This is a genomic window from Streptomyces hygroscopicus subsp. hygroscopicus (assembly GCF_030269125.1).
GTDB classification, from domain to species: Bacteria; Actinomycetota; Actinomycetes; order Streptomycetales; family Streptomycetaceae; genus Streptomyces; species Streptomyces hygroscopicus_C.
Genome location: NZ_BSSM01000004.1, coordinates 380,396 through 406,867 on the forward strand (window position 1 = coordinate 380,396; position 26,472 = coordinate 406,867).

Here is a 26,472-nt window from a genome sequence, read left to right on the forward strand (position 1 = left end):
TCAGCGGGCGGCCCGCTCGGCGGCCTCACCGAGCAGGCCGGCGACCAGCGCGTCCACCGCCGGAGCGAGGAGGCGCTCACCGCCGGGCACGGACTCCAGGCCGAGCACGAGGGCGATGCCGATGTCGGCCGCTTCGGCGGCACCGACGGCATCGGCGTCCGCGCCGGCGGCGCCCTCCGCTTCCCCGGCACCCGCGCGGGCGGTGTCCGCCGCCGGGGTTCCCGGGTCCTGCAGGCCCGACTCGGTGAAGACGCCGATCAGCAGCGCGCGCAGATCGGCGGTGAAGCGATGGCAGATGTCGCCGAACAGCCGGGCCTTCTCGTCGAGGAGTTCGGCGGTGTGCGGCGAGTCCCCGGCCAGTTCCAGCACCAGGGCGAGCTTGGCCTCCAGCACGCCGCGCACCCGGGTCGTGAGCGGGGCGTCGGCGGACGCGGCCCGCCGGGCCCGCTCCAGCGCCCGGTCGTGCAGGCGCTCGGCGAGCCGGCGGAACGCGTCGTCCTTGCCCCGGACGTACTGGTAGACCGCCGACCGGGACACGTTCATGGCGCCGGCGATGTCGTCCACCGTGGTGCGCCGTACGCCGTACCGGGTGAGGCAGTCGTACGTGGCGTCCAGTACCTCCGTGAGCCGGTCGGGGGCCATGCCCGTTCAGCCCAGGGCCTTGGCCAGCTCCGCCGCGAGGGGGCCGGAGGAGGCCGGGTTCTGGCCGGTGTAGAGGTTGCGGTCGACCACGACGTTCGGGGTCCAGGGCTCCGCCTCCACGTAGTCGGCGCCCAGCTCGGTCAGCCGGTCCTGGAGCAGCCACTCGGCCTTCTCGGCGAAGCCGGCCTGCCGCTCCTCCTCGTTGCTGAAGCCGGTCAGCCGGTAGCCCGCGAACGGCGAGGTGCCGTCCTCGCCCGCGGTGGCCAGCAGTGCGGCCGGCGCGTGGCAGACCACACCAAGCGGCCGTCCCGACTCCAGGGTGCGGGTCAGTACGGCGGCGGAGTCGGTGTTGACGGCCAGATCCTCCATCGGGCCGTGCCCGCCCGGGTAGAAGACCGCGTCGTAGCCGTCCGGGTCCACCTCCTCCAGCTTCACGGGCCGCCGCAGCTCGCTGAACGACTCCAGGGCCTTCGCGACCCTCTCGGCGCCCTCCTGGCCGCCATTCGTCTCGGGTGCGAGGCTCGCCCGGTCGACGACGGGCACGACGCCGCCCGGGGTGGCGACGGTGATCTCGTGCCCGGCCGCGGTGAACACCTCGTAGGGGGCCACGGCCTCCTCGGCCCAGAAGCCGGTCGGGTGCCGGGTGCCGTCGGCCAGGGTCCAGTGATCGACGCCGGTCATCACGAACAGGATCTTCGCCATGGTGGTGCTCTCTTCTCGCTAGACGGTCCGGTGCCCCCGTGTACGGGGACGCCGGGGTTCCCGGTCCCGGACGGCCGGGCGGTCCCCGGCTCCGGGGCGTCGGGGCTCTGACGTTCTGACGTTCCGGACGGAGAACGTCAGAGCGACGACGCCTTCGACCGTAGGCCGCCCCGGCTCACCGTTACCAATAGGATCGGCAACATGAGCGATAGGGAATCCGATGGCAGATAGGGAATCCGACGTGCCGGGACCGCGGACGGAGCCCCGGCGGCCCGCCCCGGCGCCCCTGAACCTCTCCCTCCTGCGCACCTTCCTGGCCGTGCACCGGACCGGCTCCTACACGGCCGCCGCTCCGCTGCTCGGCCTCTCCCAGCCCAGCGTGACCACGCAGATCCGCTCGCTGGAACGCCACCTCGGACGGCAGCTCTTCGAGCGCGAGCCACGCGGGGTGACGGCCACCCCCTTCGCCGACGAGCTGGCCGAGCAGGTCGCGGGCCCCCTCGACGCCCTGGCGGTCGTCGCCGAGCGCGCACCGCTGCGGGAAGGCGTGCCGGCTCCGCCGGTGCATCTGGCCGGGCCGGCCGACTTCCTCGGCTCCTGCGCCCTGCGCGTCCTGGCACCGCTCGTGGCGGACGGTGTACGGCTGCGGGTCACCACCGGGCTCTCCGAGGATCTGCTGGAAGGACTGCGTGCGGGCCGCCACGATCTGGTGGTCTCCGCCCGCCGGCCGCGTGGGCGCGCCCTGACCGCCGTACCGCTGGCGGACGAGGAGTTCGTCCTCGTCGCGTCGCCGGAGTGGGCCGAGCGCATCGGCCCGGACCGGGTCGCCGCCGAGGGCCCGGCGGCCCTGTGCGGGGTGCCGCTGGTGACGTACGCGGAGGACCTGCCCATCGCCCGCCGCTACTGGCGGCATGTCTTCGGGCGGCGACTGACCGCCCAGGCCGCGCTCACCATGCCGGATCTGCGCGGGGTCCTCTCCGCGGTGACCGCGGGCGCGGGCTTCACCGTGCTGCCCGGGTATCTCTGCCGGGCGGAGCTGGCCTCGGGGGCGCTGGTCCCGCTGCTCACCCCCGAGGATCCGCCGATCAACACCGCCTACCTGGTGGAGCGCCCCGGCACCGCGGACAATCCGCATGTGGCGCTGGTTCGCGACCATCTGCTGCGGGAGGCACGCACGTGGTGACCGGGCGGCGGTGCGCCGCGGTGCGCGGCGCACCCCCTGTCCCGTGCCCGGTGACGACCGCTCCGGGCCCGGAGCCGCTCTCGCCGCGCCACCGCTGCCGTGTCCCTACGACGTCCCGCCGCGCCTCCTCGCCGAAGGCGCGGGCGGCTCACGGGTCAGACCCGGACGCCGAACATGAACGGTCCGCCGATGGTGTCCATCGACTCGTACCGCACGACCGTGCCGGTGCGAGGGGCGTGCAGGATCTGGCCGTTGCCCGCGTACAGGCCGACGTGGTGCAAGTCGTCGAAGAAGAAGACCAGGTCGCCGACCTGGAGCTGGCTGCGCGTGAGACGGGTCCCGATGTTCGCCTGCTCCTCGGAGGTGCGCGGTATGTGGACGCCTGCCTGCGCATAAGCCCAGGAGGTCAGGCCCGAGCAGTCGTAGGAGGAGGGGCCGGTGGCGCCACGGAAGTAGGGCTTGCCGAGCTGGCTCTGCGCGAAGGAGAAAGCGGCGGCGGCACGGCCGGAGGCGGAGCTGCCGTTGCCGAGCCTGACGCGTTCGGCGGAGGAGCGGCTGGCCCTCTGCTGCTCGGCTGCGAGGGCCGACTTCTCCTTGAGGGTCAGGGTGTTGAGGAGTTCTTGCGCCTCGGCGAGCTTGCCCTGGACTTCCTGTTTCCTGTCGCCCAGTTCGGTGCGTGTGGTGGCGAGGTCCCTGAGCTTCCCGGTGGCCTCGGCGCGCTCCTGCGCGAGTTCGCGCTGCTTGCCCTGGACCTTCTTCAGGGCGGCGATCTGCCGGCCGCTCAACTGGTCGAGCGTGGAGGCCTTGTCCAGGAAGTCGTCCGGGTCGGAGGACAGGAAGAGCTGGACCGAGGGGTCGATGCCTCCCGAGCGGTACTGCGCGCCGGCCAGCGAACCCAGGCCGTCACGCAGCTTGTTCAGCTCCTGCTGGCCGCGGGCGACGCCGTCCTGGATCGCGGAGATCTCCTTCTGTAACCGCTGCTGCTTCTCCTTGGCCCCGTTGTACTTCTCGGTGGCCTGCTCGGCCTCCTCGTAGAGCTTGTCGACCTTCGCCTTGACCTCGTCCTTGTCGGGCTTGTGACTCGGTGCGGCGTTGGCGGCATGCGTGCTGAGGGCGACGGCGGCTGCTGCCGCGGTGGTCAGTACGGTGACACGCGTTCGGTTGGGCTGCTTGGGTCGACGATGGGACGCCACAGGGGCGAACTCCTTGCTCCTTCAGCCGCCTGCCAGCACGTCGGTGGGCGGGGCCCTCCGCTGTCACTCCGTCTGAGTGAGCGTCTGAACGGGGGTTGGAGCACGACCTTAATGAATTTCTTACCATCAGATCAAACGTTTGGGCGACTGGGCGCGGTCTGCGGGGGAACGGCCGTTCCGCTCACGCTGGGATGTGTCAACTCCGGTCATCTACAGGGGAGTTCAGGCCAAGCTGGCTCCTCTCGACCGCGGGAGGGGACAGGTGTCACCGGTACGGGGACAATGCTCCGACAGGGGAACGGGGGGCGTGATGAGTGCTGCCGAAGACGCGACCGAACTCGTGGGCCCGGGTGACCGGGACGGCCGGAGCGGCCAGGTGAACCCGCAGGAATCGAGAGGATCGGGGGGTCCGGGGGACAGGGCCGCGGAGGAACTGGCACTGCGCGTCTTCAGCGGGGAGGAACGCTGGGGCTGGGAGTTCGTCCAGCCGCCGGAGCCGCCGGTCCACCGCGACGCCCACAACCCGCCCGTCTACAAAGAGCCCTCCGACGCCGAGGTGCGCTCCATGCAGGAGCGGGCCATGAGCGGCCGCAAGACCTCCGGCTTCGGCTGCCTGACCCTGATCGTGGCCGGTTTCGCGTTCGCGGCAGCGGGCGCCGCGGCAGCGATCGTCGTCGTGGTCCTCGTCGTCGCCGCGAGCGCCGCGACCTCGCCCAACGCCAGGCTGCGGGCCGCCGAACGCCGCCTGGAGGCCAACCGGGAACGCGCCAAGCGCGACTACGAGGCCCGCCGGAAGTCCTGGCAGGACCGGCTCGCCGCCCACCGCGCCGAGCACCTGCGCCACAACGAGACGCTGGACACCTGGTACCCGATCTCCCTCACCTCCGGGCCCAGCCGGATCGATGTCTTCGGCGGCACTGGCAACGGCTGGGCCAGCCTCCTCGCCACACTGGGCGGACCACTCCTGTCCGGCGGTCAGTCGTTCGTCGTCCTCGACCTCACCCAGCAGGCCGTGGCCCTGGAACTGGCCGGGCTCGCCGCCCAGCGCGGCGTCACCGTCGGCCACGTGCCCATGCCCGGCGCCCTTCTCGGCATGGACCTGCGCGCGGAGTTCACCTCGGAGGAACTGGCGGAGACGCTGGCCGAAGCCCTGGGGACGATGCGCCCGCCCGGCGCGGACATCGACCTCCACACCATCGACGTGGACGTGCTCCAGACCGTCACCGACCTCCTCGAAGGACCGGTGACCTTCTCCCGCCTCGCCGCCGGACTCCGCGTCCTGCTCCGCGTGTACGACGTCGACCCGCAGGCACCGGGCGCGCTGAGCCGCGCCGAGATCGAGTCGATCACCCAGGCCATCGACCTCGTCGGCCAGGGCGAGCGCGTGCAGAACGAACTCCGCTACGTACGGGCCCAGACGGAACTGCTGACGAAGGCGGAGGCGGCCGAAGCGCCCGACACCTCCGCGTCCGCCTGGTGGAAGCCCGGCTGCCTCACCGTCGTCACGACCGAGGACCCCGTCCACCGGCGCAAGGACCTCACCGACCGCTTCGTCTTCTTCCGGCTGCTCCACGCGCTGCGCAAGGGCGCGGTGGCTCCCGGCTCGGGCACGCTCGTCGTGGCGGGCGCCGACCACCTGGGCCGCGAGGCCCTCGAAACGATGGCACGCCAGGCACGGACCGCGGGAGTGCGGCTCGTCTTCCTCCTGGAACACCTGCGGGAGGCCGCGGTCCAGGTCGCCGGCGGATCCGACAGCGCGACGGTGTTCATGCGCCTGGGCAACGGCGAGGAGGCCAAGGCCGCCGCGCAGTTCATCGGGCAGGAACACAAGTTCCTGGTGAACCAACTGACCCGGCAGGTCGGAGAGACCCTGACCGAGGGGCGCGGCACCAGCTACGGTTACCAGCGAGGCGTGTCCGACACCTCGGGCTCCAACCGGGGCGGCGGTATCGGGTCGGGCAGCAGCTGGGGCACCTCCAGCTCCTTCTCCACCTCGCTCTCGCGGAGCTGGCAGGACTCCACCAACACCTCGACCGCCCGGTCGACGACGACCGGAGAGAACCTCAGCCGTGTCTACGAGTTCGCGGTCGAGCCGACCCAGTTGCAGGCCCTGCCCGTGACCGGACTGATCCTCGTCGAGGCGGGTCCGGGCGGCCGCCGCGTGGTCTTCGGGGACTGCAACCCGGGGATCAACTTCCTGCCGCGGCTGTCCGCGCGACCGCGCCCGAGCCTGCCGTGACACCGGCCGCCGGTCAGCCGGGCGGGCCCGCGTGACTCGCCGCGTACCGCTTCCACCGGGTCGGAGGACGGCCTGCGCGGGCACCGTGACGGGGCCGTCGAGGCCCACGGCAGGCGGCCGGGAGGATCTGCCACCAGCCGCGCGTTCATCCCGTGTCTTGTGCTTGCCCGGGTGGAGAGGCCGGTCTGCGGCGATGCGGTCGATCGGCGGTGGTGCCCACGCCGAACCCGTCCGCGAGCCGCGCGTACGGATGACCGTCCACGTCCAGCCGGGGCGGGTGCGAACGCCGACATCAGGGGTCAGCCGGTTGTCCTGACGGGTGCGCTGCCGCGTCCGTGCTGTCGACCGCTGAGCTCGGCGTCGAGTGTCTCCTGAGCCACGCGCATCGCCTCGGCGTAGACGGGGTCCTGCAACCGCTTCCACATCTCGTCCTCGGAGACGTCCTCAACGCGGCTGACGATCCACCAGATGTTGCCGAAGGGGTCCTTGACGCGCCCACCGCGCTGCCCGAAGGCGTCGTCGGCCAGGCGAGTGACGACATGGCCGCCTGCCGCGACGGCTCGTGAGAACGCCTCGTCCGCGTCGGCGACGAACACGCGCAGCAGACTCGGCAGGGTGGGCCAGTCCGCGTGTCGGTCGAAGGCCAGCACAACGGTGTCGCCGACTCGGATCTCACCGTGCCCGATCAGGCCGTCCTCGGTCGCGACCCGCCCGAGCTCCTCACCCCCGAACGCCTGGGCAACGAAGTCGAGGAAGGCCCCCGTGTCGTCGGTGACGACCCAGGGCGCAACCGTGGTGTATCCCTCCGGCGCGGTGCTGGTCTGCTCGGGCATCGCGGTCCTTTCGCTCATGTCGGTGGCAGGCGGCCACGATAGGCGTGATTCAGGTCAGCCCCTGTCCTCGATGGCAGTGCGCTCGGGTCGTGACCGGATGGCCGGCCGCGCGGAAGAGATCCTCGCCTTCGAAGAGCCTCTCGTGGGTCAGCCTGGCGTGTCGCCGCGACGAGGCCACACGCCCTCCGGACGTACCGACCCCCCTGACGCTCGTCAGCCGGGGCGTTTGGCCATGACGACCAGACCGGGCCCGCTGTACTCCTCCGGGGGGAGGCGCAGCTCCGCGACCGGGTCCAGGCCGGCCTGCTCGATCAGGTCGACGAGTTGTTCCGGCCGCCACTTGTGTGTCGTCCAGCGGACGGGTACGCCTCCGTAGGCCTCGGTGCGCACCACGTCCTCGTCGCCGACGTGTGTCGCGGTGATGAAGTGTCCGCCCGGCTTCAACGCGCGCGCGAACGAGGCGAGGACCTGGGGCAGGACGTCCCGGGGGAGGTTGAACAGTGACCACCACCCGAGCACGCCGCCGAGGGACGCTTCACCGAGGTCCAGCTCGGTGGCGGAAGCGACGGCGAAGCGGCACTCCGGATGGAGCCGGCGCGCGTTCTCGATCATGCGAGGAGAGAGATCCACCCCGGACACGTCGAGTCCGCGTTCGGCGAGGTAGGCGGTCACCGTTCCGGGCCCGCAGCCGACGTCGAGGACGGGCCCGAGCCCGCGCACGGTGTCGGCGAAGGCGTCGATCGACGCCTTGAGCCATGGATGCCTGCGGATGTCGCCGACTCCCGTCGTCACGACCATGTGGGCGTAGTTGTCGGCCACCCGGTCGTAGGACTCACGTACGACGTCGAGATCGGCCGGGCGGTCAACGGGATGTGCGCGCATCGGCCAACAATAGGACTGTGCGGTCACCTGGGTCCCCGGCCATCCACTCCCGACCGGTCCTGCGACGGCGCCGACTCCGTGATCGCCCGCGGCGAAGCGGCCCGCCGTTCTGGTCCCACGTCCGCCCGTTCGGGGAGGCGAACCTCGACATGGGCGCCCGCCTCAACCTCACTGCGGCCTCCGCACCGGCCCCCGCGCCCCGGCCGAACGGGCGGCACGATCCACCGTGGAAACGAGTGAACCCGCGCCTGTACGGCATCGCGAGAGGGCCGCGCCGGCCTCAACCCGCGCCTGTACGGCATCGCGAGAGGGCCGCGCCGGCCTCTCGCACGGCGGACCCCGGCCCCTGGATGCCCCAGCCCACGCAGGAGAGAGCGCGGAGGCTACGGTGTCAGCACGATCCTGCCGAAGACTTCGCCCGCGTCCATCTTCCGATGGGCCGACGCCGCTTCGTCCAGCGACAGCAGTTCGTGCACCACTGCTTCGATCTCGCCACGGCCGGCTGCGCCGAACTGCTCGCTCCGTACGGCACCCAGGTCGGCCGGGGCGACGGTGGCTGCGCTGAAGGCGGCGAAGGACATCGACTTCTGGAACGCCGCCATGATCCTCGTGCCGAAGTCCGCGGGCGGCTGACCCGCGACAGCGCCCACGACCACCATGCGGCCGTTCGGGTTGAGCCTGTCGAAGAACGACGGCATGTCCCCACCGGCCACGACGTCGATGATGACGTCATAGCCCGCGGGAGCCTTCCCCCCTCCGTCGCCGGAGCGGTCCAGCACGTGGGTCGCGCCGAGACGGCGCAGCCGCTCGCCGCGCTCGGACGACGATGTCGTGACCGCCACCACGGCGGCGCCACCGCGAGCCGCGAGCTGCACCGCCATGATCCCGATACCGCCGGCCGCGCCACGCACCAAGACCGCCTCGCCGGGCGCGAAACGGGCGTGGCGAAGCCCGAAGTGGGCCACCGCGCCGGCGCTGCCGAGCGTCACCGCGGCGGCGGCGGACAGGCTGTCGGGCAGGGGAAGAACCTGCTCGACCGGCGCGACGGCCTGTTCGACGCAGCCTCCGCCGGTGCCGGTGAAGCCCCACACCCGTCGGCCGATCCACGACGCGTCGACGCCGTCACCCACCGCGGCCACGGTGCCCGCGACCTCGCTGCCCGGGATGTGGCCCTCCTTGAAGCCGTAGGCGGCCAGGGCCCCGCTACGGATCACGGTGTCGAGACCACCGACGCCCACCGCCTCGGTGGCGATCAGTACCTGCCCGGCGGCGGGTGCGGGTACCGGCAAGTCGACGACGGCCAGCCCGTCAGGACTTCCGAACGTCTGGATCGAGATTGCCTTCAACGCGGTCTCCAGGTTCTCGGACGGCTCAAGCGCGAGTGCTTCTACGGCTCGGACGGTAACGGACGCCCCCGTCCGCTTAGGTAAAGTGAGAGCGGTGACCGACCGTTTGCCTCACACGCTGCGTTCCGACGCGATGGACAATCGCGAACGCATCCTCGAAGCGGCCCGAGCGCTGTTCTCCGCCGACGGTCTGGACGTGCCGATGAGGGAGGTCGCGCGGCGTGCCGGGGTGGGACCCGCCACCTTGTACCGTCACTTCCCGACCAAGCGGATGCTGGTCGCCGAGGTCTTCGCGGACCAGTTGCACGCATGCCGCGCCATTGTCGACGAGGGGTGCGCCGATCCCGATCCGTGGCATGGCCTGTGCCTGGTGATCGAGAAGATCTGTGAGCTGCACGCACGCGATCGGGGCTTCACCGAAGCCTTCCTGTCGGCCTACCCGGGAGTGAAGGATGTCGCCGCAGGACGTGAGTACACGGTGAGAGCAGTCGCCGAACTGGCCCGGCGAGCCAAGGAAGCAGGGCACCTGCGCTCCGACTTCGTCCTGGACGACCTGATTCTCGTACTCATGGCCAACAAGGGGATCCAGGCCACGTCGACCGCCACCCGGGTCAAGGCATCCCGGCGCTTCTCGGCGCTGGTGATCCAGGCATTCGAAGCCCGCCCTCGGCACGCACCACTACCACCGGCGGCCCGGCTGGCGCCCGCGCCACCCCACGGCCTGTCGCGGTGAATGCCGGGTCCACCGCGGCAGCGCCTCTGCGGTGATCTCGGCTACCCGCGGCGGACGTTTCCGGTCGCCGGAGCGAGGTGTAGGCGTTCACCGCGGCCGCGCCGGCCGGCGTCGCGGCCCCTCTTCCCATGGCCCTCGGCCCGGAGTCGCGCGACGGCGGCGTCGACGCGGCGCGTCGTCCACGGCGAGGTGACGTCGAGGGACGGCCGAGCGAGCCGAGTTCGTCCTTCGTCCCCCATCCCGTCGCGGTACGCCTGGTGGATGGTGCCGTGCCCGCCGTGGCAGACGTCCCTCGCGAGCCTGTGGCGCGACTCCCGCACGGTGAGCTGACGGATCGTCCGCCGACGGCAGGTGGCGTCGACCGGGTCGGCCGTCCGCGGCAGGCGCTCCGTCCGGGCGATCCGCCGTACCCGCCGAACGCCTGCCCCGGCGGGGTGTGGGGCCCGCGCGGTCGAGCATCGGCGGCGGGCCGTACGCGCGCACCCTGCCCTCCCGCGGGCGGGCCCGCGGGTCGGACCGGTGGTGCGACGGGCCGGCGAACACATCGTGGTCGCGCCGGACGCGCCGGAAGCCCCCGGACGCCGGGGAGGACACGCTCGTCGCCACTGCCCGAGGGCCGGCGGCCGCGGCAGGCCGTCGCCGCCCGGCCCCTGTCCCCATCAGCGGCGCACCGGTGCCGTCCCCTCGCGACGACCGCCGACCCGCGCGTGACCCACAGGAGGCACGACGCCTCCGCGGGCGCGCCCGGCTTGCGCTCCGGCCGTGGGCGAGGCGGGCACGTGCTCAGCCGCAGGACAAGAGGAAATGTACGTACAACTGATGTGAGATTTCCGCAGGTGACTTGCGCATCCGGGCCGGGCCGCTTAGCTTAAATGTACGTACATTTGAGCGGGAGGGTTCCCTTGGTGACCAATCAGCACCACCGGACTGTGATCATCGGCGGTGGGACCGCGGGTATCTCGGTCGCGGCTCGGCTCCGCCGAGCCGGTGAGAAGGACGTCGCGGTTCTCGATCCGAGCCTCGACCACTACTACCAACCGCTGTGGACGCTGGTCGGCGGCGGACGAGCGCCACTCCAGGAGAGCATCCGCCCGCAGAAGAGCGTCATGCCCAAGGGCGTGCGGTGGATACGCCACGCCGCGGTCGCCATCGACCCGGAAGCCCAGGAGGTGGCGCTGGACGACGGCGGTACCGTCTCCTACGACCACCTGGTGGTCTGCCCCGGCATCCAGCTGGACTGGGACCGGATACCGGGCCTGGAGGCCGGGCTGGGCCAGGACGGTCTGTCGAGCAACTACCTCCCGCACACCGCTCCCGCCACCTGGCGCTTCATCAGCGGGCTGCGCTCGGGCAGCGCGGTGTTCAGCATGCCGACGGGCGCCATCAAGTGCGGCGGCGCCCCCCAGAAGATCGCCTACCTCGCCGCCGACTACTGGCGTGAGCAGGGCCTCCTCGGAAAGATCGACGTCCACCTGGTGATACCCGGCGCCGGCATCTTCGGCGTTCCGGAGTTCGCGCGCGTGCTCGACGAGGTGGTCCGCCGGTACGGGATCAACGTCCACTACAGCAGCGAGGTCACCGAGGTACGCCCCGAGGCCCGCGAGGTGGTCGTCACCGACCTGGGCACCGGCGCCGAGAAGACCCTGCCGTACGACATGGCCCACCTCGTACCGCCGCAGAGCGCCCCGGACTGGATCAAGCGCGGCCCGCTCGCCGGAGCCGACGACCCGGCCGGCTACGTCGAGATCGACAAGCACACCATGCGGCATGTCAGGTACCCCAACGTCTGGGCCCTCGGGGACGCCGGCTCGTCCCCGAACTCCAAGACCGGCGCCGCCGTGCGCAAGCAGGCGCCCGTGGTCGTCGAGAACCTCCTCGCCACGATGAACGGCCGGGAACCCACGGCCGCGTACCACGGCTACTCCTCGTGCCCGCTGACCACGGCCCGCAACAAGATGCTGCTCGCCGAGTTCGACTACAGCGGCCGGCCCACCCCGTCGATCCCGGTGATCGACACCATCCGCGAGCGCACCGACATGTGGTACCTCAAGCGGCGCGGCCTGCCCTTCCTCTACTGGAACCTCATGCTCCGAGGGCTCGCCTGACCCGCCTCCGAGGGCCGGAACGGTCCGACCGCCGCACCGCCCCTCGGCCCGGCGCGTCGCACCCGCCGTCCCGGCCCCGGGCGTACACCGCCCCTCGGCCACCGCGCCTTCGCCGTCGAATCCGCGCCGCCCCACCGGCTCGCCACCTGCCACCCGCGCCCCGGGCCCGACGCCCCGGCGCACCGTCACCGCTCATCCTTCAGGAGCCCGTCATGACGAACCACACCAAGCCGCTGGTCTTCGTGCAGTTCTACCTCGAGTGCCTCTCCCACGCCTCGTACCTCGTCGGCGACCGCACCACCGGCCGGGCCGTCGTGGTCGACCCCCAGCGCGACGTCAACGACTACATCTCCACCGCCGAACGGCACGGCCTGACCATCGAGAGGGTCATCGAGACCCACATCCACGCCGACTTCCTCTCCGGTCACCTGGAGCTGGCGGAGCGCACCGGCGCCCGCATCTCCTACGGGTCCGTCGGCTCCCTCGACTTCGACACCGACCCCCTGGACGACGGTGAGCACCTCAGCCTCGGGGAGGTCGACCTGGAGATCCTGCACACCCCCGGCCACACCCCCGAGTCGATCTGCGTCGTGGTACGCGAGCACGCCGACGACGCCGTCCCCTACGGCGTCCTCACCGGCGACACGCTGTTCATCGGTGACGTCGGCCGTCCCGACCTGCTCAGCTCCCGCGGCCGGTCCGCCGAGGAGATGGCCCGCGCCCTGTACCACTCCACCCGCGAGCGCCTGCTCACCCTCCCCGACGACACACGCGTCTATCCCGCGCACGGGGCCGGCTCGGCCTGCGGCAAGAACCTCTCGACCGAGCTGAGCTGCACCATCGGCAACCAGCGCCGGGGCAACTACGCCCTGGCCGACATGACCGAGGACGAGTTCGTCTCCGTCGTGACCGAGGGCCAGCCCGCCGCGCCCGCCTACTTCGCGTTCACGTCCGTGCGCAACCGCGAGGCCCGTCCGGTCCTGGACGAGGACACCCCCGTCCCTTCCCTCGCCCCCGACGCCTTCCTCGACGCACGGGCGGGCGGCGCCGTCGTCCTGGACACGCGGGACCCGGAGTCGTTCGCCTCCTCCCACCTGCCCGGCGCCGTCAACGTCCCCCTCGGCGGACGTTTCGCCGAGCTCGCGGGCGAGGTGCTCGACGCCCGGGACGACATCGTCCTGTGCGGTGACGTGGACACCGCGCGCGAGGCCCGCAACCGTCTCGCCCGCATCGGCTTCGACCGTGTCCTCGGCGCCCTGGCGACCCCGGTCGAGGCCGTCGGCGCCGAATACCTGACCGCCGGCGTGCGCGTGGAGGCCCCCGACGTCGAAGCCCGGCTCGCCGCGGACGCGGACGGCTTCGCGCTGGTGGACGTGCGCGGGCCGGGGGAGGTCCGGGAGAACGGCACCATCCCCGGCGCCCTCCTCGTCCCGCTGCCCGAGCTGGTCGGCCGCCTCGGCGAACTGCCGACCGACCGGCCGCTGACCGTGTTCTGCGCGAGCGGCAACCGCTCGTCGGTGGCCGCGTCCGTCCTGCGGGCCCGCGGCTTCGAGACCACCGACCTGCGCGGCGGCTTCGCCGCATGGCGAGGCGCGGTCGCGCACCCCGCCGACACCATGCCGGGCGGCGTCTCGGCGTGAGTGTGCTGATCCTCGCCCTGCTCTGCGGAGCCGTGGTCGGCCTGGCGCTCGGTGCGCTCGGCGGTGGCGGGGGTGTGCTCGCGGTGCCGGCCCTGGTCTACCTCCTGGGCCTCGCACCCGCCGACGCCGGGACCACGAGTCTGGTCGTCGTCACCATCACCTCCGTCACCGCGCTCGCCCGCCACGCGGGCACCGGCAACATCCGCTGGCGGACCGGAGCCCTGTTCGCCGCGGCCGGCGTGGCACCGGCCATCGGCGCGTCCGTGCTCGCCCATCGCATCCCGCAGGCCCTCCTGACCACCGCGTTCGCGGTCCTGGCCGCCTTCGCCGCCCTGGTGATGCTGCGCGGTCTCCGCGCGGCGCGGGGGGCCGGCCGGCCTGTCGCGTCCGCCTCGCGGGCCGCGGCACCCGAGCAGGCCGTGGCGGCGTCCCGCTCCGGTCACACCGGGCGCACCGGGACACCGGCCGTCCAGCCGGAACCCCGAAGGGCCGCGACGAGCACGGAGGCGGAGGACGCCGGCGGCGTCGAGGCCCCCAGCGGGTCTGTGGGCCGGGCCGGGTATGTCCGCACCGCCATGGCCGGAGCCGGCCTGGGTGCGGTGACCGGGTTGCTGGGAGTCGGCGGCGGCTTCCTGGCCGTGCCGGCCCTGGTGTCGGTGCTCCGCCTGCCGATGCGGAAGGCCGTCGGCACCAGCCTCGTGGTCATCCTCATCAACTCGGTGGTGTCCCTGGCCACCCGGATGGCGGCCGGAGGGACGTCCCTCGACCTCGCGGTCTTCGGCCCGTTCGTGGGCGCCGCCGTGCTCGGCGCCTGGGACGGCAAACGGCTGGCGGCCAAGCTCTCCGGGGCCGCCCTGCAGCGCACCTTCGCCGTTGTACTCCTCGCGATGGCCGCGTTCATGCTCATCGACGTGATCGTCTGACGGTGCGTGTCCGGCTGGGCCCCCGCGGCGGGCGACGGGCACCGCCGGTCAGGCGACAGCCGACCGGCGGTGTCCGAGCCCGACGCGGGCGCCGACGGCCCCCGCCGCCCGCCCGGCGGTAGGGGCGCCGGTCACGTGGGCCCCTCCGCGTACCGGGTCACCCGCTCACCGCCGGGACCGAGGAGCGCGAGTTTGCACCGTCCCCGGAAATGTACGAACATTCACCTCGTGTCAGCAGCATCAGCCCGCCCCCCGAGCCCCAGGAAGACGCCGGTGACATCCCTACCCGGCCCCCGTACCCTCATCCGATCCGCGGGCAAGCCGCTGTGGGCACAGCTTCGCGCCGACCTGCTGCGCCGTCTCGAAGACGGGGAGTTCCGCGACGTCTTCCCCGGCGAGCACGACCTGGTGGCCGAGTACCAGGTGAGCCGGCACACGGTTCGCGAGGCCCTCCGCCAGCTTCGTGCGGAGGGCCTCGTCACCGCCCGGCGCGGCCGGGTCTCCCAGTTCACCGCCGGCCGCCCGCTGGAGCAGAAGGTCGGCGAGGGGTACAGCCTCTTCCGATCCGTGGAGGAGGTCGGCGCCGTCCAGCGCAGCGTCGTACGCGTGCTCGACGAGCGCGCCGACGGTGTCATCGCCGCCCGTCTGGGACTCGAGGAGTCCACACCGCTCGTCTACCTCGAACGCCTCCGTCTCGCCGACGAGCAGCCCCTCGCCGTCGACCGCGTGTGGCTTCCCGCGGCCGTGGCCCGTCCGCTCCTGGACGTCGACTTCACCCGCACCTCGCTCTACGACGAGCTCGAACGCCACTGCGGCACCCGTATCAGCGGCGGCTGGGAACGCATACGGGCCGTCGTGCCCGGCCGCGGGGAGCGCGTGCTGCTCGACTGCCCGGCGTCGACCGCGCTGTTCGCGATCGACCGACTCGCTCATGACACCGACCGGCGTCAGGTCGAGTGGCGGCAGACGCTCGTCCGAGCTGATCGCTTCTCCGTCGCTGCCGCGTTCTCCATGGACGAGGGCTACCGGCTGGGCGCTCCGGTCAGCGCGCCCTGACCGGGGATGACCCCTCGGGCCCGAGACTCCTCGGGCCCGAGGTAGCGGGCGCGGGGTGCGGATCCCTTCGAACCGGCCGTACTCGGCGCCCCGCTCGGTGCGGGGGCCGGGCAGCCGAGGCGTCCGCACCGGCGACGCCCGGACCCGGCGGGCCGCCGGGCCGCGGGTGGCAGGCCGTACGCGGCGCCGGTGCGACGTCGTGGCCGATGGGACCGCGTCCGCCGCGACCCGGTGCACCCGGCCCGCCGCACGCACGGGGTTCCACCGGCCGGGAGTTCCCGCGCACCTTGCCACGGCGCTCCCTCGGCGGGGCACGTCGCGCACGGGACCCGAGCCCGATACGGCCCCAGGGGCGTTCAGCCCTGCCCGCGGCGGCGGAGGCCGACGAACACCGCGCCGCCGACGAGGACGGCCAGGGCCGAGCCCACGGCCGCCAGCGGCACCACCGGGCTCGGACCGGGCTCGGCCGTGGACCCGTGCGCGCTGCCCCCCGTGCCCTTGCCGCCGGAACCACTGCCCGGGGCGTGGACGACGATCGCCGCGGTGTTGTCGCCCGCGTCCGGATCGTTGCCCGGCACGCTCACCTCGATGCTGCCCGGCCTCAGCGCGGCCGGATCGACGACGCGCAGGTCGAAGGTCCAGCTCGTGTACTGGCCGGACTCGATCCAGAAGTCGTCGACGTCGTGGAAGCAGTGGTAGGAGACGGCGCCGCTCCCGGCCGTCGACGTGACGCAGCCCTTGGGGGTGGCGACCGCCTCCGTGCCGGCCGGGAGGAGGACACGGGTCGAGAACGGCGGGTCCTCGCCCGGCTCGCTGCCGAGCCAGGCGTCCATCCCGGCGGGCCCCTTGTTGCGCACGCCCACCGTTGCCTTCACCACGTCGCCGGCCTTCTCCTGCCGGACGGTGGTTCCCACGGCCTGGAGGTCCGCGGTGTTGTCGACGTCGAATCCGAAGCGCATGGCGCCGTCGTGCGGCGTGGCCGGGGGAGCGTCGGCCGGACGCGGGGTCAGTTCCAGTTCGGCGCCGGTGCCGGGGTGGTGGGACCGGCCGTCCTGCCACCGGAACTCCGCGGCGTCGTACGTGATGTCGAAGTGACCGCCGAGCACGGCGGCGTCGGCCGTCATCGTGCCCAGGTCCAGGTCGTAGGAACCGTTGACGCCGATCGGACCCTTGACCTCGCAGCGGGCCGTGCCGCTGCCCTGCTCGGTGCCGCCGTGGGAGCCGTATTCGCAGTTGCGGAACTCCTTGCCCGGCGTCAGGCCCTCGTAGCGCATGAGGACGACCGTGCTGTCCCGTGGCGTGGCACCGTAGTTCGTGAACCCGGCCGTCACCTTCATGGCGGTGCCCGGCTTCACCGCCTTGCCGCCGGGGGTGCGCTCCAGCCGGTCGGGGACCAGGCCCGCGTCGGGGACCGTCACCTTGATCGTCCGCGTCGCGAGCCGCACCCCGTCCGACCTCACGGACATACGGATCTCGCCCGAGCTCCCGACCGTCGCACCCTTCGCGCGCCGCACGTCGAGCACGAACTGGTCGGAGCCGTGCAGCGGCGTCGCGCTGCTCTTCGGGCAGACCAGGACGTGGTCCGACTTCTCGGGACACGGTGTCGCCTCGACCGTCACATCGGCGACACCCTTGAGCGAGGTGGCGTCGAGGGTGAGCGTGTAGGAACCGATCTTGCTCGTCCCCCTGTCGGCCACGTCGACGAACAGCGGACCGTCGAACGGCGCATACGGATACGCCGTGGCGGTCGCCGGGCCGTCCAGTACGACATCGACGCCGGCCGGGCCCGGCGCCGCCACCGCGGCTCCGGCCGACGCTCCCGCCAGGGCCGTCGCCACACCGAGGACGCCCAGGGCCAGTCGTGCTCGCCTCCTGTCTGCGGTTCCGGCGCGAACCGGAGTTGAAGTCATGCGAACTCCTCTGGCTGTTCGGACACCGGGGGATCCCGGGAGCCACCCGCCATGACCTCGGACGTCGCCGTAAGGTTGTATGGATTTCGAGTGAACGGGCGGTGTCCGTAGGGGATTTGAGGGCGGACGGCCCGTCGTTGCGGAGGTTCCCGGCGTGATCACCGTGACGGACGGCGGCGGTGGACCGATCGCCCGCGTGGCGACCGCGCCGTCCACGGTCGGACGCCGATGCCGAGCACCCCGCCGTCGCGCGCATCCTCCAGGCCGACGGGAACGCCGCATGCCGCCCACCGTGTGTATGCGACCGATCCGCAGCCCGGCGTGGCCCCGGATCACACGGGGAGGTTCCGGACAGCACCCCGCTCAGCGCACCCGGCACCGGACGCGGCGGACCCGGCCGTCGCAGGCGGGACGGACCCCGGTGGTCAGCCCGTCACGGGACCTGGACCGACTGCCGCGGCCGACGTGGCGCACGCCTTCGCCGACCAGCGGCGGAAGCGGCACACGGGGGCGCGGCGGTGGCGTCTCCGCCGCCCCGCACCCCTCGTTCGGCGCCTCCACGGCCGTTCACCTGCTGAGCAGGGCCGTTTCGTAGTCCTTCAGCGTGTGACCGGCCGCCCACCCCTGAGACACGGCCCTGGACACGTCCAGGACCACGGAATGCGCCAGCTGGTCGACGGCGTAGCGGGTGAGTGGCGGTTCCGCGTGCGGCCGTAGCCGGGCCAGCGTCTGGGCGGTGGCCGCCACGATCCGGGCCACCGGCAGCGGGACGTGGCCGATGCGCGCCCGTACGCCGTGGGCGCGCAGGACCGCCCCGATCGCCTCGTCGCGTTCGTACGGCGTGGGATCGGCGATGTTGTACGCGCCCGGCGGCCAGTCCGCGGCGGTGAGACAGGCGTCGGCGAGGTTCTCGACGGCCGTGAGGCTGAGCCGGACGCTCGGCCCCGGCAGCATGAGCAGACCACGTCGTACGCGGGAGAGCAGCCGGGGTACCAGGTGCGGGTCCCCGACACCGTAGACCGCCCGCGGCCGCAGCACCACGGCGCCGGCGGCGAGCGCCAGCGACTCACCCGCGGCCTTGGTGCGGCCGTACGCGTTCAGGTGCCCGCGCACCGGGTGGTCTTCGGTGATGCGGGAGCGCTCGGCGGCGGGCGCGTACACGCTGGCGCTGCTCACCCATACGACCGGTCGGCCGGCGGCCGCCTCGAGCAGCCGCGCGGTGCCGTCGACGTTGACGGCGTGCATGGCGGCCTCGGCCGGGGAGCCGGGCACCGGGTCGCCGACGGCCGCCGCGCAGTGCACGACGAGGTCTGCGCCGGACAGGTCCGGCACCTCGCGCGCGGCGTCCCAGGGGATGTGCCGGCCGACCGGGCCGGGGCGTCGCCCGACGCAGTGGACGGCGGCGCCGCGGGCGGCGGCCGCGGTGGCGACACGGGAACCGCAGAAGCCGCTCGCGCCGGTGACGGCGATCGTGGTCACGGGGTCTCCGGGTGTCGACGGGCCTCTCCCGCCCGCACGGTGAGGGAGCGCCAGCCGGGCAGGGCCGCGCTCCGGTCCACGCGTGCGCGCAGGACGACGGGGCGGTGGGGGGCGAGCGCGGCGAGCGTGTCGTCGAGCTGGGCGCGGGCCAGGCGGGCGCCGGGACAGGCGTGGGTGCCGGCACCGAAGACGAGCTGGGCCACGGCGGGCGGGGCCGGGTGACGGGCGTCCGGTGGTTCGTCATGGGCCCGCACGGCGTGCCGCGCCACCAGGATCAGGCGGTCCCCGGCCCGCACCGGGCAGCCGTCCAGTTCCGCGTCGGCCGCCGCCACGCGGGGCAGCAGCGGGGAGGGGGCGGTCACCCGCAGCAGTTCGCTCACCAGGGCCGAGCGCAGCCGGTCGTCGGCCGCCTGGTCCCAGAGCCCCGCGTCGGCGCACCAGGCGGCGGCGCGCGGGAGGGCCGCGACGGTGGTGTTGACGGCGGCGACCGCGAGCACGGCCGGCATGGCCGGCCGCGTCACTTCGCCGGCGGCCGGGGCGAGCAGCGCCTCCAGCCGTGCCGTCGCCGCGGCCGCCGCGCGTGCGGTGCCGGGCGACCGGGGGCCGGGCAGGTGGTCGCGTACGGCGGCTGCGGCCGCAGCGGCGGCCGCAGCGGCGACGGCCGCCGGATCGCCTCTCGTGTCCAGCAGCGCGCAGACGGTGGCCCCGGCCAGTTCGCGGGCCAGCACGACGAGATCGACGTCGCGACCGGCACGGAGCGGGGCGAGACGGCGGTTCAGGACGTCCTGCCACACCGGGCGCAACCGTTCCACCCCCGCCGCGCCGAGGTCGTCGGCGACGGCACGCCGGGAGGCGCGGTGCCCGGTGCCCTCCTGGTCGAACAGCGCGCCGCCCGTGGACAGTTCCCGGGCGGCGCCGCCGGTGGTGCCTGCGGCCGCCCGGTCCAGCGGGACACGGGTGAGGGCCTGCCGGAAGGGCCCGGTGCCGTGCACCAGCACCGCTCCGCCGACGCGGGCGACCGTACGGCGGCGGGTGGCGGCGAGGAGGGCGAACAACAGGGGGTGGGAACGGGTGTACACGCGCCGGTCGCGGCGCCGGGCGGCGCGGAGGGCCGAGGCGGCGGGCGCGGCGGGAACCGTGGTCATCTGACGTGCACCTCCTTCACGTCGGCGGGCAGGTAGCGTCGGTCCCAGCACCACAGCAGGGTCCGGCGGGCGCCCCAGGCCCGCAGGCGGCGCAAGCTGGTGTGCACCACCATCCGCTCCGCCCGAGCGATCCGGTCGCTGTGCTCGCGCGCCCGGTTGAGGAGGACGACGTCCTCGGGCGGCCCCTCCAGCGGGGTGCGCGGCGCGCCGCCGCACCGCAGGTAGAGCGCGGCGGTGATGGCGAGGTTGTGGCCGTGGCACAGCACGTAGGGGGCGCGGTAGCGCGGATGCCGGTGCTCGGTGCGGTAGCGCCCGTACAGAGCGGTCGCCCTGACGACCGCGGGCAGGAGACGGCGCTCGACGAGGGAGGGGAACTCGTCCCGGCGCGGGAGGCTCCGGCCGCAGGCCAGCTCCGTGCCGCGCGTGAACTCCGCGCGCGCCGCGGCGATCCAGCCGGTGGCGGGCACGCAGTCGGCGTCGGTGCGGACGAGCAGTTCGGCGCCGTGCGCCACGGCGAACCGGAAGCCCGTATCGGCGGCGGCCCCGGTGCCGCGCTGCTCCTCGCGGACGAGGTGCACGCCGAAGGGGGCGGCGGCGGCGAAGCGGCGCACCACGTCGGCGGTCGCGTCGGTGGAGGCGTTGTCGACGACGACCAGGGTGAAGCCGGTGTCGGTCTGGGAGGCGAGCGCGGTGAGGGTGGCCCCTATCCCGGCCTCCTCGTTGTACGCGGGGACCACCACCCACAGCGGCCCGTCCTTCCGGGCGGTCATGCGCGGCTCCGTCGTGAGGGACGGCCGACGGCGAGGCTCCGGCCGGCGAGGCGGGCGGCGGCTGCACGGTCGGGCTTCAGGGAGCGCCCGGACAGCGGGATGTCGGCCAGCAGCACCGCGTCGGGGCGGGCGGAGCCCATGCGCTCCAGCGGCCCGGACAGGGCCGCGCGCAACGCGGCGCGGTCGGCCCCGGGGCCGGGCTGCACGACGGCGACCAGGCGCTCGTCACCGTCCTCGGCCGATACCCCCACCAGCACCGCGAGTTCGACGCCGGGTACGTGCAGCGCCGGTTCGTACAGCCCCGGGTAGATGTTCTCCGCGTGCCGCAGGACCATGTCCTTGCAGCGGCCCTCCAACACGATCCGGCCGCCGTCGAGGCGTGCCCGGTCACCGGTGGCGACCCACGGGTCCGGGTCCTCGCCCAGATAGCGGTCACGGGCGGCGGGACCGGAGAGCAGCAGTTCCCCGGAGGCATCGGTCTTCGCCGTCACACCGGGCAGGGGCGGCCCGACCAGGTCCCCGTCAGCGGCGAAGGCGGCCTTGTCGGCCTGCTCGACGGCCGCGGCGGGGAACAGCTCCGTCAACGCGTAGACGCCCCATGCCTCGTCGGCGCCGGCCCGCTTGACGCGGGTCAGCAGCTCGGCGGTCGCCGGCGCCGATCCCGTCCACACGCGACCGTTGAACCGGCTGCCCTCCGCCAGCAGCCGCCGCAGCTGAGGAGGCGTCAGATAGGTGGCCTGCGGGGCGAGTCGGCGCAGCTGCCGCACCAGGACACGCGAGGAACGGGCGGGCAGCGCGACCGGCGCCCCGCTCGCGAGGGAGGGGACGAGGACGAAGAAGGTTCCGCCGAGAACGGGACGCCCGGCCTCCGGCCGGACCAGTTCGGCCACCGTCTCCATGCCGGCCGCGATCGAGGACCGGGTGTGCACCACGGCACGGGGGCGCGAGGTGGTGCCCGAGGTGAACACGACGACCGCGTCGCCGTCGCCGTCCACCGGGCGCGGGGGCCGCGCCGCGCGTCCGTCGGTTCGAAGTGCGGGCGCGCAGCCGGGCATCCGGGGCCCGACCGTGGCCACCGGTCCCAGTTCCGCGAGGTCCGGCAGGGCCAGACGGGCCCGGCGGGCCAGCGGCCGGGCCCAGCCGGCGACGGCCTGGGCGGTGGCGTCGGCGAGGACCAGACCGGGGCGGGCCAGGGCGAGCCGGGCGCGCAGTACGTCCGGTCCGGCGCCGGGGTCGAGCACCGCGGCGCGCGCCCCGAGCCGGTGCAGGGCGAGCATCACCGCGAGAGCGCGGGGCCCGGACCGGACGGCGACGCCGACGGTGCCGCCGCGTCCCACGCCCCGCGCGTGCAGGGCGCCGGCGTAGCGGTCGGTGAGGTCGGCCAGATCCCCGAAGGTGGCCTTGGTGCGTACGGTCCCCGTGTGGGTGGTGCCGAGGACGGCGGGCCGGTCGGGGTGGCGGCGCAGGGTGTGGGCGAGGATGTCGAGCATCAGCGGGGGTCCTCCCCGTGGCGGCCGGGGCCCTTGTCGAGGTACCAGCGGGCGGTGCCGACGAGGCCGTAGGCGCGCAGCCGGCGGGTGGAGTTCTCCACGACCATGTCGCGGGCGTGGACGATGGCGGTGGTGTGGCGGCGCACCCGGTTCAGGAAGAGCCGGTCGGTGGGGGACGGGCGACGCGGCATCCCGCCGACGGCCTCGTACAGCGCGGCGGTGACGGCCATGTTGTTGCCGGCGTGCATCCGGTAGGGGGCGAGGTAGCCGTGGCGGCGGCGGTGGGCGGGGCGCATCCGGCCGAAGAGGGCGGCGACGCGGACCAGGGCGCGGAAAGCGGCCCGCCCGAGCGGTCCTTGCTCGTCGCGGCGCGCTTCGATGCGTCCGCAGGCCAGGCCCGCGCCGCGCCGCAGGGCGTCGCGGGCGCCGGCCGTCCAGCCCGGGTGCGGCAGGCAGTCGGCGTCGGTGCGGGCCAGCAGCGTCGCACCGTGCCCGATTGCGTACCGGAAGCCGGTGTCGACCGCGCAGCCCACGCCCTTCTCCGGTTCGCTGAGGACATGGACGGGGAAAGGAGCCACGCGGGCGAAGTCGCGGGCGACCTCGGCGGTCTCGTCGCTGGAGGCGTTGTCCACGACGACGAGGGTGAAGTCACGGTCGCGCTGGGCCGCGAGCGCGTTCAGCGTGGCGCCGATCCGGGTGGCCTCCTGGTGCGCGGGCACCACCACCCACAGGGATCTCATGCCTTCTCCCAGACCATGGTCATGATGCTCACGCCGCCGCCCAGGCCCACGAACAGGACCCGGTCACCGGTCCGCAGGCCCTCGTGGACGCGGTCGAGCTGGACGCCGAGCGTGGCGCTTGCCATGTTGCCGAGTTCGGGGACCGTGACGACGAGCCGGTCCCGGGGCACACCGGTGAGCTCCACGAACCGCTCCAGGTACGGCATGGTGACCTGGTGCACCAGGATGTGCCGGAAGTCGTCCCACGCCAGCCCGGTGCGCTGCCGCATCCGGTCGAGCACCGACGTGCCGACCTTCTCGAACACCTCGCGCAGCTCGCTTCCGTCACCGTGGAAGTACGTGTGTTCGTCCCCGCGCGGGTGGCGCGAACCGCCGCCGAAGATGCCCCCGACCGACCAGTGCTCGGAGTGGGTCTCGGTGTCGACGTCCACGATGCCGCCCCGGTCCACCGCTTCCAGTACGACCGCGGCCCCCGCGTCGCCGAAGGTGTACCCGGCGAAGCCGTCCCGGAACTGGTCGAGGCCGACGGGTGTGTGCCGGACCGCGCGACTCGGTGTCTCCCCGGTGACGACCAGAGCCCGGCGGGCGCGGCCGGCGAGAATCATCGCCCGCGCCGCGTCGATGCCGTTGACGAAGCTGTTGCACGCGTTGGTGACGTCCAGAGCGTGTGCCCGGGAACCGAGTTCGGCCTGGACGATGTGCGCGGTCGCGGGCTCGACCACGTCCCGCGTGGCGGAGGCGAACACCAGCAGGTCCATGTCCTGCGGGGCGAGTCCGGCCCGGTGAAGAGCCGCCCGCGCCGCCCCCACCGCGAGCGTCGAGGCGTACTCGCCCTCCGCGGCCACCCGACGCGACGCGATGCCGGTGACCCGTTCGAGGACGCGCGTCGGCAGGGACAGCCCGGAGGCCGCGGTGATGCGCTCCTGCATCTGCCGCGAGGTCACTTCGCGTCCCGGCAGGAAGGAGGCCACCGCGGTGATGCCCGCCCGGCGGCGCGGCGGCTCGGGAGCAGCGTGGTCTATGTGCATGGGCTGCACGCTAGGGCGCGTCAGGACGGCCCGCCTGAGTGCTCGTACTCATCCGGAATAGGTGATCGGCTGCTTCGAGCGTCGTGCCGGCTGTGCAGTGCGCCGTCCGGCAGCACGACGTCGGGTCGTTCCCGCGCGGGGTCTTCGGCAGGCCCGGTGCGCGTCACCGTGAGCAGGCCGGTGACGGTGGTGACGCGGCGAGGCATCCACGGCCCGACCGACGCTCGACCGACACCGTCCTCAGCGGCGCCGAGCGGCTGACGTTCGCCGTGTCCGCCAAGTCCTGCCCGGCCCGCGTGACTCCACGGGGGTGGGCGAGGTTCGGCGAGTACGACACCAGCGGATCCTGGTCTGCCGGCGGCAGGGGTCTTGCGAACGCTCGACCCCGTGAACTCGCCAGTGGTCAGAGGGCGCCGAGCCGAGTCGGCGCCGGTCGCCGTGCGCCGCCGTAGTCGCCGACGCACGGCAACGGGTCGGCCCGCTACACGTTCGCCGTGACCTGGTCCGCGAGGGCCGGGTGCCCCGGCTGCCGCCTCGCGGTCGGCAGGAGTCGTTCGAGCGCCCACGGACCCGGGCCGAAGACGGCGAGCAGCAGGAACGTCCAGGCGTACAGGGCGGACGGCTCACCGCTGTTCTCGATCGGCAGCAGCCCGGTCGGCTGGTGAACGGTGAAGTAGGCGTACGCCATCGATCCGGAGCAGATCAGCGCCGCCGACCGGGTGAACAGGCCGAGTGCCACCAGAAGGCCGCCGACCAACTGGATCACGGCCGCCCACTATCCGGGCCAGGCACCGGACGGAACCGTCCCGCCGTGCGTTCCGACGGCTCCGCCCAGCACTCCGAACAGCGACGCGGCGCCGTGGCAGGCGAAGAGGAACCCGACGACGACGCGCACCAGTGATTGCACGGGACCGGCAGCCTTGGCAGCCGGGGACGGGGACGGGACAGTGCGGTACATGAGCTCAGTCCTTCAAGAGACAGGGAAATGGGGAAGTGCCGTAGCGGGACGCCGGGTTGGGGGAGGAGCGACGGCACTGCGCGGCTGTGGGGAGCAGCGGCCCGCGCGGCGGTGCGGAACGTTACATGGACGCGCCGTGCCCGGGGATTTCGCTCCGGAGAACAGTCGGCCAACGCTGGAAGCAGGCCAGGTCAGAGGGGTCCACGAGGGCGTTCCGTCCTCTCGCCGGCGGGCCGGCCGGGCTGTGACAACGATCACCGACCCTCGCCTGACCTGGGCGAACCCGTGGTTCCCCGCCCGTTAACCAACGGGTTGTTGTACGCCGCAACCGCCCCGTCCAAGCTGCACAAGGCCCCACTCGGGCAACCGCCACTGGCAGGTTTCCGATGCCGACGGCACTGTCGGAGGGCCATGGCAGACCCCAGCTACGGAGGGACGGGATGATAGGGCACCTGTGCTACGCGGCGGGAAAGAGCGACCGGACACTGGTGCTGGACCGCAGGGAACTGCCTGTCGACGAGCGGGAACTCACCAGCACGCTGTTGCTGGCACGTGACTGGCTCGCCGGTCGGCACGACGCCGACGTCACGACGATCGCCATGATCGAGCCGTCCGCGGACCCCTCTTTCGACCTGGACTACCAGTTCGCGCAGTACCTCCCTGGCCCACCGCCGCGTTTCGAACTACGGGGCAGCTGCGGGCACTCGATTCTGTCCTCCGTCGCCGTGGCACATCGCCTCGCCTGGCTCTCGCCCTTCAGTACCGACTCTCGGTTGCGCGTCAACGTCCTGAACACCGGTGACCGCGTCGCGTGTGAGGTCAGTGCGGCGAGCCGCAGTCTGACGTTCTCCGTGGAGTTCGGCTATCAGCCTCCTCGGCGGCTGGGCGACCTCTTGCCCACGGGAACGCCGCGCGACGAACTCGACGGCATGACGGTCTCCTTGGTGTCCGCGGGCAATCCCCATGTCTTCGTCGACGCCGCCGACCTCGGTCTGCGGGACGAGGCGGCCCTGTTCGCAGCGGACGCCTCCGTGCGCGGGCGGCTCACCGACATCCGCCGCGCCGGCGCTCGCCGCTTCGGCTTGCCGGAGAACGGCGTGTTCCCAAGAGTCTCCGCGGTCGGCCAGTACGAGTACCGGCGCCTGGCGATGCTGACACTTCCGGCGCAGGTCGGGTCCGGTCCGCTGCCGCCGGCCGATGCCGTCACCGTCGCCGCGGCAGCCGTGATCGAGGGCACGGTCCCGCAGCGGCTGGCCGAGCGGGGCTGGAGCCGGGTGGACGAGCTGGTCGTCGACAACCCGTTCGGCACCACGGTCGTACGAGCCGCGGTGACCGGCACCACCCCGGACGACACCCTCACCCGCGTCGGCGTGCGGCGCGGGACCGTCCGGTACGACGGCCCGGTCTTCGTCGAGCCCCTCCGCGACCTGATGCTCAGGCAGGAGGACGCGGTCCCGCGCTCCGCGCTCCACTGA

Annotated in this window: 22 protein-coding genes and 1 pseudogene; 8 read left to right on the plus strand and 15 right to left on the minus strand. The window is 73.3% G+C overall.

The genetic code is table 11. From position 1 onward, the window contains the following. A complete protein-coding gene (locus QSK45_RS12505) occupies positions 1–642 on the minus strand; it encodes a TetR/AcrR family transcriptional regulator (RefSeq protein WP_285556136.1) in 642 nt (213 codons plus the stop codon). Positions 643–648: 6 nt separating this feature from the next. Beyond that, on the minus strand, positions 649–1,344 hold the full coding sequence (locus QSK45_RS12510) for a type 1 glutamine amidotransferase domain-containing protein (RefSeq protein ID WP_285556138.1): 696 nt from the start codon (positions 1,342–1,344) through the stop codon (positions 649–651). Positions 1,345–1,564: 220 nt separating this feature from the next. Between QSK45_RS12510 and QSK45_RS12515 the strand changes: the two genes are divergently transcribed. Then, complete coding sequence (locus tag QSK45_RS12515; RefSeq protein ID WP_285556140.1) at positions 1,565–2,527, plus strand: LysR family transcriptional regulator; 963 nt, start codon at positions 1,565–1,567, stop codon at positions 2,525–2,527. A gap of 155 nt (positions 2,528–2,682) precedes the next feature. Here QSK45_RS12515 and QSK45_RS12520 read toward each other — a convergent pair whose 3' ends face one another. Continuing rightward, positions 2,683–3,720 carry a C40 family peptidase gene (locus QSK45_RS12520; protein ID WP_285556143.1) on the minus strand — a complete coding sequence of 346 codons (1,038 nt, stop codon included), beginning with the start codon at positions 3,718–3,720 and terminating at the stop codon, positions 2,683–2,685. A 310-nt stretch (positions 3,721–4,030) separates the two neighbouring features. On the opposite strand from QSK45_RS12520, the gene QSK45_RS12525 reads away from it, so the two are divergent. Further along, on the plus strand, positions 4,031–5,959 hold the full coding sequence (locus tag QSK45_RS12525; protein WP_285556145.1) for a hypothetical protein: 1,929 nt from the start codon (positions 4,031–4,033) through the stop codon (positions 5,957–5,959). A gap of 299 nt (positions 5,960–6,258) precedes the next feature. On the opposite strand, the gene QSK45_RS12530 is transcribed toward QSK45_RS12525, so the two are convergent. The 3 genes from QSK45_RS12530 to QSK45_RS12540 form a co-directional block, all read right to left on the minus strand. Next, positions 6,259–6,792 carry a VOC family protein gene (locus QSK45_RS12530; RefSeq protein WP_285556146.1) on the minus strand — a complete coding sequence of 178 codons (534 nt, stop codon included), beginning with the start codon at positions 6,790–6,792 and terminating at the stop codon, positions 6,259–6,261. A gap of 213 nt (positions 6,793–7,005) precedes the next feature. Continuing rightward, positions 7,006–7,674, minus strand: a complete 669-nt coding sequence (locus tag QSK45_RS12535) for a class I SAM-dependent methyltransferase (RefSeq protein ID WP_285556149.1) — start codon at positions 7,672–7,674, stop codon at positions 7,006–7,008. Positions 7,675–8,057: 383 nt separating this feature from the next. After that, positions 8,058–9,020 (minus strand): zinc-binding dehydrogenase, encoded by a 963-nt coding sequence (locus QSK45_RS12540; RefSeq protein ID WP_285556151.1) that lies wholly within the window; start codon positions 9,018–9,020, stop codon positions 8,058–8,060. A 94-nt stretch (positions 9,021–9,114) separates the two neighbouring features. Here QSK45_RS12540 and QSK45_RS12545 point away from each other — a divergent pair, with 94 nt between their 5' ends. Continuing rightward, positions 9,115–9,753, plus strand: coding sequence for a TetR/AcrR family transcriptional regulator (locus QSK45_RS12545; protein WP_285556153.1), 639 nt, complete (start codon positions 9,115–9,117; stop codon positions 9,751–9,753). A 41-nt stretch (positions 9,754–9,794) separates the two neighbouring features. Here the strand turns inward: QSK45_RS12545 and QSK45_RS12550 are convergent, their stop codons facing one another. After that, positions 9,795–10,298, minus strand: a complete 504-nt coding sequence (locus tag QSK45_RS12550; protein ID WP_285556155.1) for a Tn3 family transposase — start codon at positions 10,296–10,298, stop codon at positions 9,795–9,797. Between the two features lie 357 nt (positions 10,299–10,655). Here QSK45_RS12550 and QSK45_RS12555 point away from each other — a divergent pair, with 357 nt between their 5' ends. The 4 genes from QSK45_RS12555 (at position 10,656) to QSK45_RS12570 (ending at position 15,477) form a co-directional block, all read left to right on the plus strand. After that, on the plus strand, positions 10,656–11,858 hold the full coding sequence (locus QSK45_RS12555; RefSeq protein WP_285556156.1) for an NAD(P)/FAD-dependent oxidoreductase: 1,203 nt from the start codon (positions 10,656–10,658) through the stop codon (positions 11,856–11,858). A gap of 212 nt (positions 11,859–12,070) precedes the next feature. Further along, on the plus strand, positions 12,071–13,498 hold the full coding sequence (locus tag QSK45_RS12560; protein ID WP_285556158.1) for an MBL fold metallo-hydrolase: 1,428 nt from the start codon (positions 12,071–12,073) through the stop codon (positions 13,496–13,498). Beyond that, the gene (locus tag QSK45_RS12565; protein ID WP_285556160.1) at positions 13,495–14,421 is read left to right on the plus strand and encodes a sulfite exporter TauE/SafE family protein; all 927 of its coding nucleotides are present in this window, start codon (positions 13,495–13,497) and stop codon (positions 14,419–14,421) included. Before QSK45_RS12560 ends, QSK45_RS12565 begins: the two co-directional genes overlap by 4 nt. A gap of 273 nt (positions 14,422–14,694) precedes the next feature. Then, on the plus strand, positions 14,695–15,477 hold the full coding sequence (locus QSK45_RS12570; protein ID WP_285556161.1) for a GntR family transcriptional regulator: 783 nt from the start codon (positions 14,695–14,697) through the stop codon (positions 15,475–15,477). Between the two features lie 356 nt (positions 15,478–15,833). On the opposite strand, the gene QSK45_RS12575 is transcribed toward QSK45_RS12570, so the two are convergent. The 8 genes and pseudogenes from QSK45_RS12575 to QSK45_RS12610 all read right to left on the minus strand — a co-directional run bounded on the left by QSK45_RS12575 (position 15,834) and on the right by QSK45_RS12610 (position 24,997). Then, on the minus strand, positions 15,834–17,387 hold the full coding sequence (locus QSK45_RS12575) for a hypothetical protein (protein ID WP_285556163.1): 1,554 nt from the start codon (positions 17,385–17,387) through the stop codon (positions 15,834–15,836). Between the two features lie 567 nt (positions 17,388–17,954). After that, on the minus strand, positions 17,955–18,866 hold the full coding sequence (locus QSK45_RS12580) for an NAD-dependent epimerase/dehydratase family protein (RefSeq protein WP_285556165.1): 912 nt from the start codon (positions 18,864–18,866) through the stop codon (positions 17,955–17,957). Further along, entirely contained in the window at positions 18,863–20,011 is a 1,149-nt protein-coding gene (locus QSK45_RS12585; RefSeq protein ID WP_285556167.1) for a cytochrome P450, read from the minus strand. Before QSK45_RS12585 ends, QSK45_RS12580 begins: the two co-directional genes overlap by 4 nt. Then, positions 20,008–20,781 (minus strand): glycosyltransferase family A protein, encoded by a 774-nt coding sequence (locus QSK45_RS12590; RefSeq protein ID WP_285556169.1) that lies wholly within the window; start codon positions 20,779–20,781, stop codon positions 20,008–20,010. Before QSK45_RS12590 ends, QSK45_RS12585 begins: the two co-directional genes overlap by 4 nt. Further along, positions 20,778–22,271 (minus strand): class I adenylate-forming enzyme family protein, encoded by a 1,494-nt coding sequence (locus tag QSK45_RS12595; RefSeq protein ID WP_285556171.1) that lies wholly within the window; start codon positions 22,269–22,271, stop codon positions 20,778–20,780. Before QSK45_RS12595 ends, QSK45_RS12590 begins: the two co-directional genes overlap by 4 nt. After that, a complete protein-coding gene (locus tag QSK45_RS12600; protein WP_285556173.1) occupies positions 22,271–23,011 on the minus strand; it encodes a glycosyltransferase family 2 protein in 741 nt (246 codons plus the stop codon). The genes QSK45_RS12595 and QSK45_RS12600 overlap by 1 nt, the downstream gene beginning before the upstream one ends. Continuing rightward, complete coding sequence (locus QSK45_RS12605) at positions 23,008–24,039, minus strand: 3-oxoacyl-ACP synthase III family protein (RefSeq protein ID WP_285556175.1); 1,032 nt, start codon at positions 24,037–24,039, stop codon at positions 23,008–23,010. The genes QSK45_RS12600 and QSK45_RS12605 overlap by 4 nt, the downstream gene beginning before the upstream one ends. Positions 24,040–24,520: 481 nt before the next feature. Continuing rightward, positions 24,521–24,997, minus strand: a pseudogene (locus QSK45_RS12610) (DoxX family protein). Positions 24,998–25,437: 440 nt separating this feature from the next. On the opposite strand from QSK45_RS12610, the gene QSK45_RS12615 reads away from it, so the two are divergent. Next, on the plus strand, positions 25,438–26,472 hold the full coding sequence (locus QSK45_RS12615; protein ID WP_285556176.1) for a PrpF domain-containing protein: 1,035 nt from the start codon (positions 25,438–25,440) through the stop codon (positions 26,470–26,472).